This window comes from Adlercreutzia sp. CNCM I-6215 (genome assembly GCF_977072315.1).
The window spans coordinates 407,559-424,559 of record NZ_CDRVMA010000001.1 but is presented as its reverse complement, the minus strand read 5'-3'; the positions used below and the strand labels follow the sequence as shown (position 1 = coordinate 424,559).

Sequence of the window (17,001 nt, the reverse complement as noted above, 5' to 3'; positions counted from 1 at the left end):
TGGGCGGCGGTACCAATTTATCTTACCCAGGGTACCAAGCCCGCTGACTGGCGGTACCAGATTCTGCTGATTGTTGGTACCGGAGAGGGTTACTACTCACAAACGTCAGGGTCTTTCCCAGTATGCCCTCGATCAGAGGCGAGAAGAGCCCCCTGCACAGGCCACACCATGATGAACAGCGACAGAATTCCGCACACGCCTAGGCAGCTCAGCCCGTTCACGAAGGGACGCACGCCCCGGAACCGCACGACTACCATAAAGGCAGCCAACACGAACAGCGCGGCCGCCGATGCGGCGGAGTACGAGATGAGGCACTGCAGCACCGCCACGATATACAGCAAGGCGGATCGCACCGAACATCGATGCCCAGCGAGGACGTCCAGCACCAGCGATGCCCCACTGATGGCAGCGCCACGTAAATGGACGAATTCTTATGCCCGTAGAAGTTCAGCATGGCGCGGGCATGGGGGGCCGATGAGGCGCTGCCACAGGAAAACGGATGCCAGGTTGACCACCGGGAAAACTCCGGCACCACCATGACGAGCCACAACAGCTCGCAAATTATTCCCGAACCGGTATAGCGCGCGTAGGCGGTCAGCCGCACGGCCGCCGCAACGGGCACTCAATCGTAGAGCCACTTCGCATAAATCCGCAGGCGCCTCATGCGCTCGTTCGCCGCCGTCGTGAGAAGTATGAATGACACAATGGCGACGACAAGCAGGCCGAACTTGTCCCTTGGCGTGCGAAAGACGTACAGCACGGCGATAACGGCGATTGCGACGACCTGCATGACGAGATATTTCGTGCCGAAGATGGACGATATCACATGCCTGAGGCCCACCGGTTCGAAAAACGGCAACAGCAGGAGCGCGAAGAGGGCTACGTATTTGGAGGCGCGGACGAAAGCTTGGGGCCAATGCAGGATAGTGCCCCGAATGTTGGCGTAGGCACCTATAATGAAGAACACCCTAAGCAATCACTGGGTTGTCTGAGTCCAAACCAGTATAGGATTAGTATCGGATTAGCTGTTTAGTAGCACGGAAAAATGTCCGCACCTCCGTGCCATATATCTCGAAACCATAGAGTGAAGCACGCTTCCAACAGCAACGATGCTAAGGTCTTCCACGAGCCCCAGCTTAACGAACTTGAATAGGACTGGACTGGAGCGGGCTCTATTTGAAAACCGCATCGAGCCGATCAAAGTGGATAAGCTTTAACAAGATTAGCGCAAAGTTGCGGCACAACCATTTCAAGTCCAGACAGGTGCCAGCAAAATAGTTGTTCGACTTATATTCAGGAAATCTAAAATACTCGGGATTTCCGCCCTCCAGATATTTGCAATACAGGACACAGAAGTCATCTACATATTCCAAATACTTCCCACCTACACCATAGGCTGAGAGGAATTCTCTCGATAAGACTCCAAGATCGTGAGTTTTGGGGAAATGGTACGTATTTTTGAATAATAGATATTTGAAGCCAACCTCAATAGCCTGCCTTCCCACAAAGACAGTGGCAACTGAATCTGGATGGGTGCCTGTCAACACATTGAAGATATTAATGTACTCAAGCCAGTAATCCCTCCAAAGCGCCGTACGTTCCGCTACGCCAAAATCGGTAGCGGTTCCGTCAACTGAGCGAATACGTTCCACCGTTTCCTCGATAGATAAACCTGAAGAGAAGATGAATTCCTTTCTCGACTCCCAGTTGCTATCTTCATGAGGGGCGCCATTGAACAAGGGAGCTTTGCCGTAGTTAACGTGGGTCGCCGCGAAAGCTCCATCAAGCTGTATTACATCTTCATAGCTTAGTTCGTTTCCGAAAGACGCAAAGAGGCTCATACCAATACTTCCTGCGATACTAAATGCATTTCCTGAGCAATCCGCAATGCCGTCAATTGCGCACCGTCCCGTGATCGCCATGCCCTGCCACATAGCGTTCTCCCTCTACTCCGTAATAGCCCAAGGCAAGTACAAGAGGCCAGGTAATCGTAATAAGCGATTCCATAAGCCCGACGACAAGAAGACAACCAAAAGCAGACAAAACAACGGTAGAGCCCACACGCGCAGAAACCATCTTACTCGCAGCGAGAAGAATCAATATACAGTACAAGACAACGCCAATGAGGCCGCCAGACACTAAAACATGTAGAAAAAAATTATGTGCGTTATTGTAAAGATAATCATTGAAGAATAGAGCGAATCGAACACTTGCACCATAACCTAGCAACAAATGCCCAGGCGCCATCATCGAGAGCACGCCTTCCCATACAAAAGTGCGCAGCGTGAAAGTTGTCGTCTTTCCCAAAACGCCCACCAAGATGGGGGCGAACAGCTCTTGCACCTTCACCACCATCAGCAATACAACCGTAACGGCATAACCTCCCAACAAGCTAAATCCATTGACCAAGGAGGCAATGCGGGGCAATCTGCAGAGTGCGAGCAGGATGAAAAAGAACAGTATCGCAATGACCGATGTGGCGGAGTACGAAACGAGAAACTGAACGCAACCAATAGCCGCAAACATCACCGAACGCGCAGACAGACGACGTCCCTTCCGACGATCGAGCAGCAACGAGCAGACGATGGAGGGGAGAACGATATCGATCGACGAGTTCTTGTGGCCAAAGAAATTAAACGGTTCACGACCGCCGAAGTTGAACCCATCGGGAAAGGCCAGAATAGATACGGTATTGCAAATGGAGAGAAACCCGGTGACCACAAGAAGCGCGATCAGAAAATCCGTCATATGCCTTTGTCGAGCATACCCCACCATCAGCACAGCTACCGCTAGGGGCATCCAGTCGAGGAAGCATTGCACGTAAATCCATCCCCGACCGAAGCCCTCGTTCAGAAACGTCGAGAGAAACATGACCGCCACTATCGCAAGGGCGATGCCCGAGAAGATATCGAGTCGCTTTCTAACCGCCCCTAAAAAGAGTGTGACGATCGCAGCAAATATTTGTAAACCCAGGAGAACGGAACTATAGTCCAGTACCAACGCATTGAAGAAACCAGTCGGTGGATAAAACGGAATCAGGAGCAACGCAAACATGAGAACGTAGCGCCAGTCCGCGCAAGGACGATTCACGTAGCCGGGTACACTGGGACGACGCGAGCGCACGTTGGGACGCGCTAAGGTTTCGTCCACATGTCCCGACCCGTTAGACCGCGATCCCGATTCTCTATCTTCATGCCTCGTTTCCAAAATTCGCCTTCCTGTGTTGCGCAATAGACCCCAATAGGTGCTGGTCTATCGAATGATATATCCGCAAGGGCTATCAGAGACAGCAGACACCCCATCAAGCACAAAAGCAGAAGAAGTTCGAAGGCGTTACGTCTGTTCGCAAGGCAGAGAAAGGAGCGTCGGGGAAGTTTATCCAATTTACTTCCCCGACGCATAAAAGGCCACGCTACTTTCCGCAGCATCCGTTCTTCCGACAGGTTATCGGATGGTCGGTTGGCACCCAATCCCGGGGTCGTCGTCAATGATCTTTTAGCGCGCAGCGAGCAGTGCGTCTTACGCTTGCTACAACGGGTCTGCAGACGCCGTTTTCACTTCCCCGTTGAACAGATCAGCAAAATCCAGCAGGCTCTTTTCTGGCATGGGGCTGTAGGTGGCGAAATCTGCTGCAGGGGTAATGATTCTTTTGGCGGCACAGAAGAGCATTTTATGGCGTCGCGAGCCGAAGCGCACGGTCTTGCCGTGCACGCCAGGACGCGGCATCGCCTGCCCGGAGTGCACGGCATAGTAGCGCACGATACCGTCGTTCTGTAGGCTGTCACGCTCGAACATCATCCGCGCCTCGTCTCCGGCATCGGATCCATCGGAGTAAAGCCAAATATCGGGGCCCGCCGATAGTCGTCGGATCAGGCGACGATCGAGGCGGGTCTTCCATCGGGGCACGCGGCCGTCATGCTGCTCCAAAGCTGCCCGAAGGGCCATCCCCTCTAAGCGGTCCACCACTATCTTTGATCCGTCCAAATCCGTCCGCACCCGCCACGAGCCAACGATACGCTCGTTGCGCAGTGCATGAGCCGACCTCGCCAATACCTTTACCGACCATGCCAGGGGAATGGTCGCCCCGCCCAGGCGCAACTCGAGCCAGATATCCTCGCTCTCGCCCAAGTCGCGTGCGAAGCTGAACTGGAAGGAACGGCCCAGCCTCACCGTTGCCGTCGGACAGCCCTCCACGGCCTCCGTCAACACCAGAGTGTCCGCGCTGCCGCCGCGATCGGCCTTTCGGGGGCGCCGACGCAGCAGCAATTCCACGCCCCCTCCCCAACCGGCGAAGAACGGAGAGCTCAGCGTACCGGATACGTGCAGCTCGCCATCGCGCACGGCAATCCGCGTCAGCGTCGCGCTTGCGCAGCCGGCAGCAAACACGAGGGCGTCGCCCCGCAACACCGCAAGAGCGCCGGGAGCCACACGCCAGCGCAACGGTTCGCGGCGCTTCAGGCTCAGTGCGAACAGTCGATGCTCCTCCCGCAGATTGGGGTGCCTCAGCACCAGATCGTCGTCCACGCGCTCCATGAGGCTCCCTAGTCGGCCCAGCGCCCTATCGTAGGCCGCGCCCTCCAAGTGCGTGGGCAGCGCGATGCCCGCCTTCAGCTTCCACGAGAGATCGTTCACGAGCAGTCCCTGGATATAGAGGGGCACCTCGTTGCCGTAGCGGCCGAAAAAATCTTCGAACAACGCGATGTTGTTGCCATAGAGGCGCTCCGGCTGGCGCAGCGCGGTGGATGCCCCCTCGTCGCTGCGCATCCACCGGTATTCGGCTTCAGCGCAGAAGCCCAGTTGCATGCTGCGCTGGAGCACATCGGTGCAGTACTTTTCGTCCTCGTGCACGATGACGCCATTGGCGGGCGCGAAATCGAAGAGCACATTCCCGTCGAAGCGATTGCGCACGGCCACGTTCATGGTGGCTTGGGCAATCGTGGCGTTTTCCGGAAGCGTCAAATCGTAGACGCCCGTCTCTCGCAGTACATCGTAACGGTGGTGCAGCCGTTGGCGCTTCCCGTCGCGAATCGACACGATGGGATAGGTAGCCAGTTCCACTTCCTCGGGGCATGATTCGAAAAACTTCGAGACATTCTCCAGCGTCTCGGGGCTTAAGGAGTCGTCCGGGTCGAGGAAGAAGAGATAGCGGCCACGTGCGGCCCGGATGCCCGCATTGCGCGCCTCGGAGACGCCGGCGTTCGACTGCGCGATAACGCGCACCCAGGGACGCTCTGCGGCGAAGGCCTCGCAGAGCGCAAGGGACTCATCCGTCGAGCCGTCGTCGATAAGCAGAACCTCGAGATCGCTCTTGCTGATGGTTTGGCGCTCCAGGCAATCGAAGCACGCTTTCAAGTGCGGAGCCTTGTTGTACACGGGAACGACGACGGAGGCCGCAGGCCGACGATCTGAATATGGCTCGCGGTCGGTCATTGGCTATCCCTTCAACGACTTCTCAAGGATCTCCCGACCGAGCGCGAACTCGATGATGCGGTCCGTCGCATGGCCGTCGCACGCGCCCATGAAGCGGTCGCGGAACTTATCCACCTCGGACGAATCGAAGCTCTCGGAGCTTTCCGCAATCGCCTGAACCACCTCTTCGGTCGAGGTGCAGACAGGGCCGGGGGTGAGCGCGTCGTAATCGTAGTAGAAGCCGCGCCAATCAGCGTACTCGCCCTGATCGAAGGCGAAAAACACCATGGGCCTGCCGAAAAGCGAATACTCGAACACAAGCGAGGAGTAATCGGAGATCACCGCATCTGCGCTGCAGATAAGCTCATTGATGGCGATATCGTGCGTGACATCGAAGGCGAAATCATGACAACTCTCCGGTATGGCGGGCAGCTCGCGCACAAAGGGGTGATGTTTGATGAGAAGCACCGCATCCTCCCCCATGGCACGCTTCATGGCCTCGATGTCGAGGGCAGTCGGCGCTTCTGCATGGGCCACTCGGCCCCGAAAGGTGGGGGCGTACACGATCACGCGTTTGTCCTTCGCCTCGGGGACTACGGATAGCAGCTTGTTGCGGCTTTTCTTCAAGTATGCCTCGTCGAAGAATACATCGGTGCGACTCACGCCCATCGGCTGCACGATGCCGGGTTCATCTTGCAGCACCATAGCCTCCTCGTAGGCCCATACGACCTCCGGGCTGCTCACCGTGACAAGCGAGAGATTCTTGTAGAACGGATGGCGCAGAATCTCATCGCGAGACCCGCCGAAGATGAGATCGGCGGTGCTCATACCCCATTTCTTGAAAGCGCCGCACCCATGCCACAGCTGAACCACCTTCGTTCCCTCTCGCAGCGGCAGACAGCTTACGACGTTGGAAGCGTCGTTCAGAAAGATGCACTGGGCAGTGGCGAGATCACGGACGGCCTCGATGCAGTTGCGGTAATACTGACGCAGCCTCACGCGGGTCTCCCCGAGCGAAATGAATTCGACGTCGAGTTCGGGCACGCGACTCAGACGTTCGTAGAGAACCTCGAAGCTTTCAGGGACGGCCGGTTCCTTGTTTTCCAGAAAGACGACCTTCCCCGGTTGGATGGGCCGCTTGGCCGCGCGGCGGTACTCGCCCGGCAGGATGCGGAAGAGAAGCAAATCCTTTGCCCATTGGCGCACCCGATGAAGGACGGCGCCCTTCACTCGCGCCAAAAGCGGCTTCTTCTCACTGATCTCGTTCATCGTTTCCTCGCTTGGATGACCCTACATGTTCCAGCGGATGACCGTCTTGCCCATGGGTTTGCGGATGTCCGCCTCGAAGGCCGCCGAAATGTCCGATATTTGCCGGGTCTCGTTCACGCTGCAGACGAGAGCGGCGAGATAGTCAAGCACCTCTGGATGCTCGTGATAGAGCTGCACCGTGGCCTCGAAATCCTCTCGACCACTGCGGCTGCTGCCAAACAAGCGCAAGCCCTTTTCGAGCACCATGCGGGTGTTGATGGGCACGTTGTTCTCGGAGACGCCGAGCAGCGACACCGTGCCCTCGGGGTTGATGCGGTCGATGATCTGCTCGATGGCGGCGACGGATCCCTCGCCGCCGGCGCATTCGAAGGCGTGGTCGACGAGTTCTACGCCACTCACGTCGTCGACCAGATGCGTCTCGTCGGCGAACGTGAAGTCGTGCAGCTTCGATTCGTTGCGACCGAACACGACGATCTTCGCATCAGGGTACCGCGTATGCAGAAGCAGCGAGACGATGTAGCCCATGTTGCCATCGCCCCACACGCCAATGCGCTCGCGTCGGCCATGGGCAATTTTATCGAAGCGGGAGATGGCGTGGGTGGCCACGCTCACAAGTTCGGTAAAAGCCGCTACCTCGCAATTCACGTCCTGCGGGAGTAGCACCACGCGCTCCGGCGGAAGAACCATGCTCTCCTGCATGAACCCATCGAAACCGCTGCCACAGAACCGGCTGGACCGAAGGTAGTTCTCAGCGATAAATTCATCCTGTTCGGTGGGGGCGTTGGGGAGCATAACGACGATATCACCGGGCTGGAACGTACCTACGTTATCGCTGACCACACGGCCGATGCCTTCGTGGATGAGCGCCATGGGCAGTTTCTTGGCCAGTACCTCCTTGCTACGCGTTCCCTGGTAGTAACGTTGGTCGGCGTTGCAGATGGAGAGGTGCGTCGGCCGAACGATGACCTTGTCGGTGGTGTCCTGAGATACGACAACCGGCTCGATAGTTCGGGGGGCCGTAAGACGATAGACGGTATTCAGCATCGGCTAGGCCTCCAGCATCGCTTCTGCCACGCGCAGATCCTGCGGATAGGTGATCTTGATGTTCGACACGTCGCCGCGCACCAAAGCCACCTTCTTGCCGCGCAAAACGAAAGCCTTGCAAGCATCAGTGAGAATGGCGCTCTCTTCAGGAGTGAGCGACTCCAGCGTTTCGCGCAATTCGCGCATATTGAAGCTCTGGGGCGTCTGGCCTTGGTAGAGCACGCTGCGGTTCGGGATAGAAGAGATGAGCTCGCCGTCGAGACTCTCAACGATGGTGTCGGTGGCAGGCACGACGGTATCGCAGGCGCCATGAGCGAGAGCGGCGGCGATGTTATCCTCGATGATGCGCAGCGAGACGAAGGGCCGCACCGCATCGTGAGTGACGATGATGGAGGCGTCGTCCGCCTGGCACTCGTCCTCGAAGTAGCGGATGGCGTTCATGATGGTATCGTTGCGCTCGGCACCGCCAGCGATGACGTTGACGGCATCGGCGTACTGCGGGCAATGCCTGGCGATGATGTCCTTCGTCTGCTGAACCCAGGTTGCCGGCGTCAGCACGAGAATCCCGTCAAAGCATCCGGCAGCACAGAATTTCTCCAGCGTGTGAACGAGGATGGGCTTGTCGCCCAGATAGAAGAACTGCTTCGGCTTGTTAGGGTTCCCCATCCGAACCCCCGACCCTCCCGCAAGAATAGCAGCAAACTGCATGTACGCTCCTTTAGTCAACACGCAGCGCCCAAGACGCCACGGATCTTGTTACGTCTGCAATTCTACCATTCGCCCAAGATCGGGACTGACGTTCCACGACAGTCGCATATTGCGGCACTTTGTGAAAACCTATTTCAGGCAGCTGATAGTTGTATGTTCCGGTATAAAATAGATTTCTCAAACGCAAAAAAGGAGCTCATATGTTGATTTTGCTATTTCCCGCCCTCGGCATCATTGCTTTTTTCCTCATCAACCAATTAGGTGGAAGGCACATTCAGCAGTCCTATCAAAACGATCTCTTCGACGACGAATTCGGCAAGAGCTCAGTATTCAACATCGCCTTTCGCATCATTGCCCCCGTCGTCGTTCTTGCTTCCTTTGGTCTCATTTGCTTTTTTATTGGCTTCCGTTTCGAATTCTCGTATCTTTTGATCTCCGGAGGAACCTATTGGATCCTCCGCATTTTGGCATGGACGTTAAAGCGCCGAACCGTTCGCTCTAACCTTGCAATGGTCTTTGCCCAAGCCGCAGTTTCGCTCCTCTTGTCTTGGTATCTGTTTACGGCAATCGGGAATGACCCCTTGCGATCTCTGATTCCTGACGTCGGAGATGTTTCGCTGGAGTTTATCATCCTCGCCATGACCGTGCTGTTTTACATCTTGGCTGAAAGTCCGATGTTCCGAAAAGACCGCTCGCCTAGATCGCCTCTGATGGAAAAGCAGCTATTTGCCATCGACAAGCTCTGCCGAAAATCAATGCCCGAACGATATAAGCAAGATACGGCACTGCTGATCTTGTTCTACACTTTCGCGCTCATCGAGGACACCTATCGACCCTCGTGGATCCGACAAGCCGAGCGAATCGCTTACCATGTTCTCCCCTTCAAGAAACCGCGAACCTTTGGGCTGATGCAGACAACGTCTGACCGTCCGCTTTCAGATGAAGAGAGCATCGCTTGTGCGTATGACAAAGTGTCGGATATTTACGATGAGTTCATCGAAACATACCCTGAGTTCACAATTGACCCCATGAATGAAGAAGGACACGCACCCTGTCTGGTTTCCTTCCAAGATGGCTATATCTACGAGTTAGCAGAGATGCTCACAGCGTTAGAGATTCGGTCAAGCACCCTATACGGAAAATACTGTGGAACATATCTTCTGGACGTATATAGCTATTTCGATGCCGCCGAAGCTTTCGTGCTCCGGCAATACAACATCAGCCGATCCCAGAGCATCCAAGTTTCACACATCACGACAAAACGATGGGCTTCCTTGGCAGTTAACGGATGGTGTCCTCTGAACCAGCAGAGAGGCTTCGCTTGCCAGGGAGGAGAAGATGCGACGAGGACGCTTGTCGGCAGATATCATCCGGGCGGAGAGAAGCTGCAGTCGCACCTGATGAAGCATGATCTGAAAGGATGTGTTTATTTCGCATATTGGGGCGTTGACGGAACGGTAATCGTGCTTTCCGAGAATTCTAGAGAGGAGGAAGCTTCAACAGTAGCCAAGGAACTCGATATGTCGATCGAATCCATTTCATACCACTTTGAAGAACTCGCCTCAAACCCTCGAGGCTTTCTTGACGCTTCGCTCATCAAAGAGACTCATGGGTAAAACCAATCGAAGCAAACTATCGCGGCATAGCTAGCCGTCCGCCGTATTTTACGAGTGCCATTATTCCCGCACTCCCGAACCACGATGACAATCGATCATTTGCACCATCTTTATTCTACCGATTTAACGGCTTCAAGTGTTTGCGCATCTCTTCATACTCCTGAGTAGCCAGTTGAAGCTCTTCGAGAACACGCTTTCGCAAAGTCTGAAACGAATCCAGCATCTCTTTTGGATCCCCTATCAATAAATGCGCTTCAGAGTCGTCGGTCTGGTCGTCGATGAATATCGAAAAGACGCCACCCCCGCCATCCCGAATCACATATTCCGGCAATAACTTATACGTCTCTTCGATCTCCCCGCTGCAATCTTCGTAGTAGCGAGAGACAGCATCAATGAAATTGCTCGTCAGTTGACAGATGCTTTCGTGAATCGCCGTTACTTCGCAGTAAAACGACAGTTTCACAGAACCACTGCAGACACTTTCGATAATTTTCTGATATATATCAATTCTTTTTTCAAACAACTTTTTATTAGTAAAAAATATCGGATTTCGCAATTGATATAAATCAAAACCAGCATGCTGGCGATCATTATCGTCTGGACAAAGAGAAACTATAAGCTGGCCATGCTGGGCGTGATTTCGAAGAGTGTGAGCCAGCGCATAATTAAAATTGCCGTCGTATTCACGACGAAGATCATCGATAAAGACTTGGGCCTCAGCGTATCCATCCTTTTTGGCTGCATTGCAGAACGCTTCTAGGAACTCAACGAGGTTAACGCCATTGGAAACATAATTCATCGCATAAGCATTGACAGTAATCCTATCAGCCATACCCGTACCATTGTCGGTCGTTCCGTCAACGATCCCGCTATCAAACATCAAAATGCCATGAGTCAGTTGCCTATAGTTCCAGAGATATACGTCAAAAAGCTGGTCTACACTTGTCAAAGCGCCGGATAAAAGGATCCACTTCCTCATCACGGGGCCATATTTCGAACCAAAATACCGCCCTTCAGCAACCAACTTCACAATCCAGTCATCTGATTCGTTTGCCTTATAGCTCGTACAAGAATCCATACGAGTTCCATCCTTCCCGATTGGCGACCCTACCGATTTCTCAGGTCTTTTTCATTCCCTCCATGGCATCCTAATCGTTACAGAGCCGCCTCGGCAATCCTCTCCAACTCACTTCGAATCCCCGGGAAGGTTCTCCTCCCCTCTACGTAGTCCGCAGCCTGTATCTGCCCCTGTATTCGAGACAGCAGGCTTAAGTCGCCACTCGCTTTCAGACTCCGCGTGTTACCGACTATCTTGCTTCTCAACTTGTTAGGCGCGACCAATGCACCATCAGGTGCTAGGCAAACACCTGTTACGATCTTGAAATCACCGGGAAGACGATACTTCGTTTTGGATCCCTTCGCCCGGTGTCCATACTTGTGCAGAACGCCATCGACCTCATAGGCGAGTTTTTTCCAGGAGAAGTTGTCCTGTGAGGAGAAGGTCATGTCATCAACATAGAGAGTAAACGTGCACCCGTATGTACGAGCGAGGTCCTCTATTTCCTCGAACATTTTTGCATAGGCAAAGTACGCCACTGCCTGACTTGCCGGACTCCCTGTGGGTATCCCTCCCTGATACGTGCAAATATCTGTCAAGCACTGCGCCACATCTGGCGAGCATTCAAGCCTCTCGCGAAAAAGACGGTACACGTACTCCCGAACGCAGCTTGGGTAGAAAGAGCTGATGTCCATTGTCATAACATAGCCATTAGACCGATGCTTTGAGGCATTGTCCTTGTAAGACTTTCCCTTGGTCGCAGATATCACCCAGTCGGGCTTTTCGATTCGAGCCATCAAATCCCATACTCGACGTTGCCACTTTTTCATCTTGCTGCATGGAGCCTCGATGGTTCTGCTTCCCCCTGAAGACTTCTCTTTGTCAAAAATGTTGTATTCTGAGAAACACTTGACGCGGCGAGAATCTCCCTTTTGCATATACAATAGCTCTTCAAGATCTCGCCTCCTTCCCAGGCGATAGATGGGGCTTCTCTGAAGAGGATATTGTCTGACCGTCTTCTTCATCGGAGGTTCACCGCCATGTTTTCGATCACGGAATTCAGAACCTTAGAGGTGAGCAGCCTCGCCTTGGCCTCATTAGAACCCCCGTCGTATTGCTCTGCCAGCAACATGATAGAGGACAACTTGATGCCAGTCACATCGGCATAGCGCTCCAAAATTCGCATGGTAGGCTGCTTCGTGTTGTTTTCGATCTCGGACAGATAGCTTCTGGATATACCCAGCATAGAGCTCATCTCCGAAGCAGAGTAATCGAAAATGAGACGTATTCTCCTCAAGGCAGTACCGATCATCTCGTCCTCGTTTCTTTGAACGTTCACGAATGCCAGGCAGGCCTTTACCAAAATCGAAGCTCTACGAGGAAAACAGGCTCTTCATGGCCACCACGATTCTGATAATCGCAACGAGCAGATCGGCTCTATTTAAAATAAAGCGCGCTACTCGGGCACGAAGCGAGACTCGCTTGCCCTGCCGTTCCTCTCCTTTCGTCTCGGTGCTTCCTGTAGTAGGTCCGCAGATTCCCATGAATCGCTCCCTTCCGCCTCGCACGACAATACTTTTTTCGCGAGGCCTCCCAGAGAAGAGAGGGGTCCACAAGAAGCGGCCTACCCGGCTTTCTGCGCTCCGCGCGCTCCCAGCGCGGAGCGCCGGGCGGTGTGCACGAAGCAGTGGCTGGGGCAAAGCCCCACGGGCGTCAGAGACGCCCCAATGGATGGGAGCCGACCCGTCATAGGTGACGACCTTGATTGGGAGTATAACATATCATTTCGCTATTTGCGACAAAATTTCGCAAGTAGCATACAATGGCAGAGTTGCCCCCGTTCCCCGTTCGAGAGCGTTCACATATTTTGATCCACAAGCTGATCGAAAACACTAGGCTTTTAGTCAATGGTTCTATAACATTTCGTCGATAAGAAAAGCTCATGCCAGAGCTTTATCGGCCCCGAGCGCCCGCGTTCGGGGCCGTTTTTCTTGAATACATTTCCGTACGCAACACCGAGCGCTCCATGGTACATCAATTCTGACAGCCTCCCATGACGGCATCTTTTTCATATTCGAAACGCAAAACCGAAGGAATCGCATGACCAAAGAAGCGCTCATTACCAACGTTTCTTGCAACCTGCAGAAGCAAGCCGGGATCGCTTACGCCATCGGAATCGAGAACGTACGCATACCTTTCTATCAGGTACCCTCCGACTTCTTTTGCGAAGAATACACGACACTTTGGAGGAAGCACAATACAGCCCTGTTTAGATCGTTGCAGCTCTACGTTCGCTATTTAACTATTAGCATGGGAAGAAGTACTTCCTGATGTCGATTCCGACGCAACACCAACATTGATCATGGACTATCTGCATCCAGTTTTCAAGACAATTTGAGACGTCCCCATCACCTTCAAAGACCAGCTTTTGAGAGCGGCAACTATTTTGTCTCACGTTTCAATAGGAGATCTCGAATATATCTCGAGCAAGCACAAGGATCGCAGGAGAAACCAGGCAGACGCAATGAAGCGAGCTGCAGCAATAGATGCTGATTTGTCGCCCCCATACGAACTCGCCGCTAAGGATCTGTACGGATCGGATACTGCCAAACATTTTGCAAGTCTTCATGGTAGATTCGTGCATGACGCGCATCCAACCCTTCTGGAAGAAATAAACGACGCCCAGCAAGACTCAAGTGGAGTCACCGTATACCACTCAGAAGGATCGTACAATTTGAGCGCTGAGATCAAAGTACTATTACTTCACTTGCCCCTGCTCTGCACGTCCTATCAAGCCTTCAACGAGTACGCTAATAGCAAATATCGGTCATTGAGCCACCATCCTTATCCGGAAAACGGACGCAGCTCGAACGAGAATGCGCGATTGGACTAGCTCCGCATGATATTGCCCGATACCGACCGCTTCGCTCCCGCATATGTCTCCGTTATAAAGTGAATAGACCAACCGTCAGCGAGTACGGGCGTCGCACCTATTATAGATTCCCTCTCTTGCTTACGCGGTAATCTATAATAGGACAATTGCGGTAACTTGAAAGACTTGAAGGTCTCTTAGCATCCTTGCAGCCACATTGCCAATGATCAACTCTGCTTCGACAATCTAAGATAGAATATCTAGCATTCGAATAACGCATCACCGCAGAACCAGGAAAGCAGATTAGTGCGCAAGATCGTCATTGGCATAGCAACTTTTCTTCTGGCGGCGCTCTATGCGCTGTGCTCGTTGTTGCCGCAACGGCAATGCATCGCGTGCATCAGCCGGCAGAGCGATAGCGCGCCGATCGACTTTCGACTCATTAAGGACTATTGCGAGCGCCGCGACCCGGCTTGGGAAGTCATCATTCTTCCCAAGCAGCTGCGCAATCCAGCGACCTACCTGCTCGAGGTGGTTCGCCAGGTCTACTACATCGCGACAAGCCGCGCCGTGGTGCTGGACTCCTACTGCATCGTCGTCGGGCTTCTGCACGACCGCATCCGCGTGCCTGTCATCCAAATTTGGCACTCCCTGGGCAACATGAAGCGGTTCGGCTACACCGCCTTCGGCACCGACGAGGGGCACTCCGAGGCGACGGCGCGCCTGATGCACATGCATGAGGGTTACGACGCCATCGCCACCTCGTCCTTAAGCTTCGCCGACGAATTCGCCGCCGCGTTCAACACCGATAAGAGCAAACTCTTCGAGGCGCCCCTCCCCCGGGTCGATCTCCTGCTGGACGAGGCTCACCGCAACCGCCAGCGCGAGGCCATCCTTACTGCCCACCCGCAGCTACGCGGGCGCGAGACCATCGTCTACTGCCCCACCTTCCGCAAGCAGCCGGCCGCCAACGAGGCCGAGGCCGCGGCCGCGCTCATCGATGCTGTCGACTTCGACCGCTTCAACTTCGTCTACAAGCCGCACCCCGTGAGCAAGCAGGTCATCGACGACCCGCGCGTCGTCACCATCCCTAGCGGCCAGCTCGATGCTCTGTTCGTGGCCGACGCCATCATCAGCGACTACTCCACCGTCATTTACGAGGCCGGCCTACTCGATATCCCCGTCTACCTGTACGCCTACGACTGGGCCACCTACCGCGAGAAGCGCGGCCTCACCATCGATTTTGAAAACGACGTCCCCGCCCTGTTCACAGGCGATCCCAATGCAATCATGAAAGCCATCGAGAACAAAGATTTCGACGCAAAAGCCTACCGTGTCTTCGAAAACGCCAATGTCACGCTGCCGAAAAGCGCGTCGTGCACGGAGACGATCTGCGAAGCCATCATCAGCGCTGCAACGTCCTGCGAGAAAAATTCCTAAGCCGCTGAGCCCTATTCGTGATTCTCATAGAACGCAATAGCGTCCTGGATGGAGCCGTCGAACTTCTTCGTGCCTTTGTCCAGCACGATGCCGCGGGTGCAGAACTCTTGCGCAGCCGATGAGGAGTGGGTGACGAAGAGCACCGTCACGTCCTCGTCCTCCATGATCTCGCGCACGCGGGCGAAACACTTCTGCTGGAACTGTTTGTCCCCCACCGACAGCGCCTCATCCACCACGAGAATCTCTGGATCGCTGGACACGGCGAAAGCGAAGCCCAGGCGCGACTTCATGCCCGACGAGTAGGTGCGTACCGGCTGATCGATATACACGCCCAGATCGGCGAACTCCACCACTTTGGGCTCCAGTGCGGCAATCTCGTCCGCATCGAGCCCCATGGCGTGCCCGCGCAAATGAATGTTCTCGCGCCCCGTGAGCGCCATGTCGAAACCAGCCGTGAGCTCCAGAAGCGCGCTAACCGTGCCGTTCACGATCACCTCACCCTTAGTTGGGAACGTCACACCGGTAATCATCTTCAGCGCCGTCGATTTTCCCGCGCCGTTGTGCCCGAGAAACGCCACAGCTTCCCCCTTCTTAATCTCGAAGGAGAGATCGTTGCTGGCGTTCACCTTGGTAATGAGCTTGCGCTTGTCGCGGCTGCTGAAGATGCTGAAAAACCGCTGCCGGTCGTTCTCGTACAGCTTGTAGGTCTTCGTGACATGGTCGAACTTGATGGCGACGGGCGCCTCGGCGCTAGAGGACATCGGCCACCTCCTCGTGCGTGCGCCGGTAGATCACCAGCGTGACCAGCAGCGTGACGACGAACACCACGACAAAGCCAATAATGGCCTCCGGCTTGTCCCAAATCCACATCTTGTCGTACACCGCGCAACGGTACATCGTGACAATGAACGTGATGGGATTGAGCATAAGAACGAGCTCAATAACGGGAATTCCCAGATTAAACACGTTGAAAATGATACCCGACAACCAAAAGAGAGGCGTCGAGAGCGTCTTCATCAAGTTCATAAAGTCCTTGCTGATGGCCGAGAGCAAACTTGTCACAAGCGAGAACATATTGAAGAACACGAACATGAGCACAAGGGCCACCGGCAATTGCAGCAAATACAGATCCAACGGCAAACCGCAGAGGAAATAAACGATAAGCAGCGCCACCACAAGCCCCAGCTGAACGACGAACGTCGAAATGCTGAAGATCGTCGGAATGCCCGCAAGCGGAAACTTAATCTTCGTGACCAAATACGAGTAGCGCTTGAAAACATTGATTCCCGTGCCGAGAATTTCCTGAATGTAGAACCAGGGAACAAGGCCGCCCATAAGCCAGAGGATATAGGGGACATCGGAACCCGTCTGGTCAGCACTGCGCAGCCCAACCTCGAGCGCGAACCAGAACACCAGGATGTACACCGCCGGCTTCGCGAAGAACCACAGGGGGCCAAGTACCGCGCCCGCCGACGTTTTCTTCAGATCGAACAGCCCCAGGCTCAAGATTTGCTTGCGCCATTGCCACTGTTCCTTGAGTATCTCCGAGAGCGTGCCCACGATCCTCGTTTCTCGCAACCGATAAT

The 17,001-nt window shown here is 54.4% G+C and carries 16 protein-coding genes; 3 read left to right on the top strand and 13 right to left on the bottom strand.

The features are described from left to right. Window positions 1-92 precede the first annotated feature (92 nt). From ACW4LP_RS01750 to ACW4LP_RS01715, 8 genes are all read right to left on the bottom strand, one after another. On the bottom strand, window positions 93-341 hold the full coding sequence (locus tag ACW4LP_RS01750; RefSeq protein ID WP_455803407.1) for a hypothetical protein: 249 nt from the start codon (window positions 339-341) through the stop codon (window positions 93-95). Window positions 342-622: 281 nt separating this feature from the next. Continuing rightward, complete coding sequence (locus tag ACW4LP_RS01745) at window positions 623-967, bottom strand: hypothetical protein (RefSeq protein ID WP_417003661.1); 345 nt, start codon at window positions 965-967, stop codon at window positions 623-625. 205 nt (window positions 968-1,172) lie between these two features. Next, complete coding sequence (locus ACW4LP_RS01740; RefSeq protein ID WP_417003660.1) at window positions 1,173-1,934, bottom strand: HEPN domain-containing protein; 762 nt, start codon at window positions 1,932-1,934, stop codon at window positions 1,173-1,175. Next, window positions 1,894-3,150: an O-antigen ligase family protein gene (locus tag ACW4LP_RS01735; protein WP_417003659.1), complete on the bottom strand. Its 1,257-nt coding sequence runs from the start codon at window positions 3,148-3,150 to the stop codon at window positions 1,894-1,896. The genes ACW4LP_RS01740 and ACW4LP_RS01735 overlap by 41 nt, the downstream gene beginning before the upstream one ends. 378 nt (window positions 3,151-3,528) lie before the next feature. Then, complete coding sequence (locus tag ACW4LP_RS01730; RefSeq protein ID WP_227069994.1) at window positions 3,529-5,430, bottom strand: glycosyltransferase family 2 protein; 1,902 nt, start codon at window positions 5,428-5,430, stop codon at window positions 3,529-3,531. Between the two features lie 3 nt (window positions 5,431-5,433). Further along, on the bottom strand, window positions 5,434-6,678 hold the full coding sequence (locus tag ACW4LP_RS01725) for a CDP-glycerol glycerophosphotransferase family protein (protein ID WP_455803406.1): 1,245 nt from the start codon (window positions 6,676-6,678) through the stop codon (window positions 5,434-5,436). 21 nt (window positions 6,679-6,699) lie between these two features. Then, window positions 6,700-7,722: an alcohol dehydrogenase catalytic domain-containing protein gene (locus tag ACW4LP_RS01720; protein ID WP_330036899.1), complete on the bottom strand. Its 1,023-nt coding sequence runs from the start codon at window positions 7,720-7,722 to the stop codon at window positions 6,700-6,702. 3 nt (window positions 7,723-7,725) lie between these two features. Further along, window positions 7,726-8,430, bottom strand: coding sequence for an IspD/TarI family cytidylyltransferase (locus tag ACW4LP_RS01715; protein WP_114539856.1), 705 nt, complete (start codon window positions 8,428-8,430; stop codon window positions 7,726-7,728). 200 nt (window positions 8,431-8,630) lie between these two features. Here ACW4LP_RS01715 and ACW4LP_RS01710 point away from each other — a divergent pair, with 200 nt between their 5' ends. After that, window positions 8,631-10,046: a hypothetical protein gene (locus ACW4LP_RS01710; RefSeq protein ID WP_417003658.1), complete on the top strand. Its 1,416-nt coding sequence runs from the start codon at window positions 8,631-8,633 to the stop codon at window positions 10,044-10,046. 115 nt (window positions 10,047-10,161) lie between these two features. Here the strand turns inward: ACW4LP_RS01710 and ACW4LP_RS01705 are convergent, their stop codons facing one another. The 3 genes from ACW4LP_RS01705 to ACW4LP_RS01695 all read right to left on the bottom strand — a co-directional run bounded on the left by ACW4LP_RS01705 (window position 10,162) and on the right by ACW4LP_RS01695 (window position 12,415). Further along, window positions 10,162-11,124 (bottom strand): hypothetical protein, encoded by a 963-nt coding sequence (locus tag ACW4LP_RS01705; protein ID WP_417003657.1) that lies wholly within the window; start codon window positions 11,122-11,124, stop codon window positions 10,162-10,164. A 77-nt stretch (window positions 11,125-11,201) separates the two neighbouring features. Further along, window positions 11,202-12,128 carry a reverse transcriptase family protein gene (locus ACW4LP_RS01700; protein ID WP_173113757.1) on the bottom strand — a complete coding sequence of 309 codons (927 nt, stop codon included), beginning with the start codon at window positions 12,126-12,128 and terminating at the stop codon, window positions 11,202-11,204. Beyond that, window positions 12,125-12,415 carry a helix-turn-helix domain-containing protein gene (locus ACW4LP_RS01695; RefSeq protein WP_302012139.1) on the bottom strand — a complete coding sequence of 97 codons (291 nt, stop codon included), beginning with the start codon at window positions 12,413-12,415 and terminating at the stop codon, window positions 12,125-12,127. Before ACW4LP_RS01695 ends, ACW4LP_RS01700 begins: the two co-directional genes overlap by 4 nt. 788 nt (window positions 12,416-13,203) lie before the next feature. On the opposite strand from ACW4LP_RS01695, the gene ACW4LP_RS01690 reads away from it, so the two are divergent. Together ACW4LP_RS01690 and ACW4LP_RS01685 are read left to right on the top strand one after the other, a co-directional pair. After that, a complete protein-coding gene (locus ACW4LP_RS01690) occupies window positions 13,204-13,434 on the top strand; it encodes a hypothetical protein (RefSeq protein WP_114539862.1) in 231 nt (76 codons plus the stop codon). 847 nt (window positions 13,435-14,281) lie between these two features. Further along, window positions 14,282-15,415: a CDP-glycerol glycerophosphotransferase family protein gene (locus ACW4LP_RS01685; protein ID WP_302012138.1), complete on the top strand. Its 1,134-nt coding sequence runs from the start codon at window positions 14,282-14,284 to the stop codon at window positions 15,413-15,415. Window positions 15,416-15,426: 11 nt separating this feature from the next. Here ACW4LP_RS01685 and ACW4LP_RS01680 read toward each other — a convergent pair whose 3' ends face one another. Continuing rightward, window positions 15,427-16,176, bottom strand: a complete 750-nt coding sequence (locus ACW4LP_RS01680; RefSeq protein WP_302012136.1) for an ABC transporter ATP-binding protein — start codon at window positions 16,174-16,176, stop codon at window positions 15,427-15,429. Further along, entirely contained in the window at window positions 16,166-16,975 is an 810-nt protein-coding gene (locus ACW4LP_RS01675; protein WP_241520696.1) for an ABC transporter permease, read from the bottom strand. The genes ACW4LP_RS01680 and ACW4LP_RS01675 overlap by 11 nt, the downstream gene beginning before the upstream one ends. Window positions 16,976-17,001 lie beyond the last annotated feature (26 nt).

Excerpts from the sequence above, each read along its gene's own strand:
- ACW4LP_RS01740 (WP_417003660.1), bottom strand. The coding sequence starts at position 1,934 with ATGTGGCAGGGCATGGCGATCACGGGACGGTGCGCAATTGACGGCATT.
- ACW4LP_RS01730 (WP_227069994.1), bottom strand. The coding sequence starts at position 5,430 with ATGACCGACCGCGAGCCATATTCAGATCGTCGGCCTGCGGCCTCCGTC.
- ACW4LP_RS01725 (WP_455803406.1), bottom strand. The coding sequence starts at position 6,678 with ATGAACGAGATCAGTGAGAAGAAGCCGCTTTTGGCGCGAGTGAAGGGC.
- ACW4LP_RS01720 (WP_330036899.1), bottom strand. The coding sequence starts at position 7,722 with ATGCTGAATACCGTCTATCGTCTTACGGCCCCCCGAACTATCGAGCCG.
- ACW4LP_RS01715 (WP_114539856.1), bottom strand. The coding sequence starts at position 8,430 with ATGCAGTTTGCTGCTATTCTTGCGGGAGGGTCGGGGGTTCGGATGGGG.
- ACW4LP_RS01710 (WP_417003658.1), top strand. The coding sequence starts at position 8,631 with ATGTTGATTTTGCTATTTCCCGCCCTCGGCATCATTGCTTTTTTCCTC.
- ACW4LP_RS01705 (WP_417003657.1), bottom strand. The coding sequence starts at position 11,124 with ATGGATTCTTGTACGAGCTATAAGGCAAACGAATCAGATGACTGGATT.
- ACW4LP_RS01700 (WP_173113757.1), bottom strand. The coding sequence starts at position 12,128 with ATGAAGAAGACGGTCAGACAATATCCTCTTCAGAGAAGCCCCATCTAT.
- ACW4LP_RS01695 (WP_302012139.1), bottom strand. The coding sequence starts at position 12,415 with ATGATCGGTACTGCCTTGAGGAGAATACGTCTCATTTTCGATTACTCT.
- ACW4LP_RS01690 (WP_114539862.1), top strand. The coding sequence starts at position 13,204 with ATGACCAAAGAAGCGCTCATTACCAACGTTTCTTGCAACCTGCAGAAG.
- ACW4LP_RS01680 (WP_302012136.1), bottom strand. The coding sequence starts at position 16,176 with ATGTCCTCTAGCGCCGAGGCGCCCGTCGCCATCAAGTTCGACCATGTC.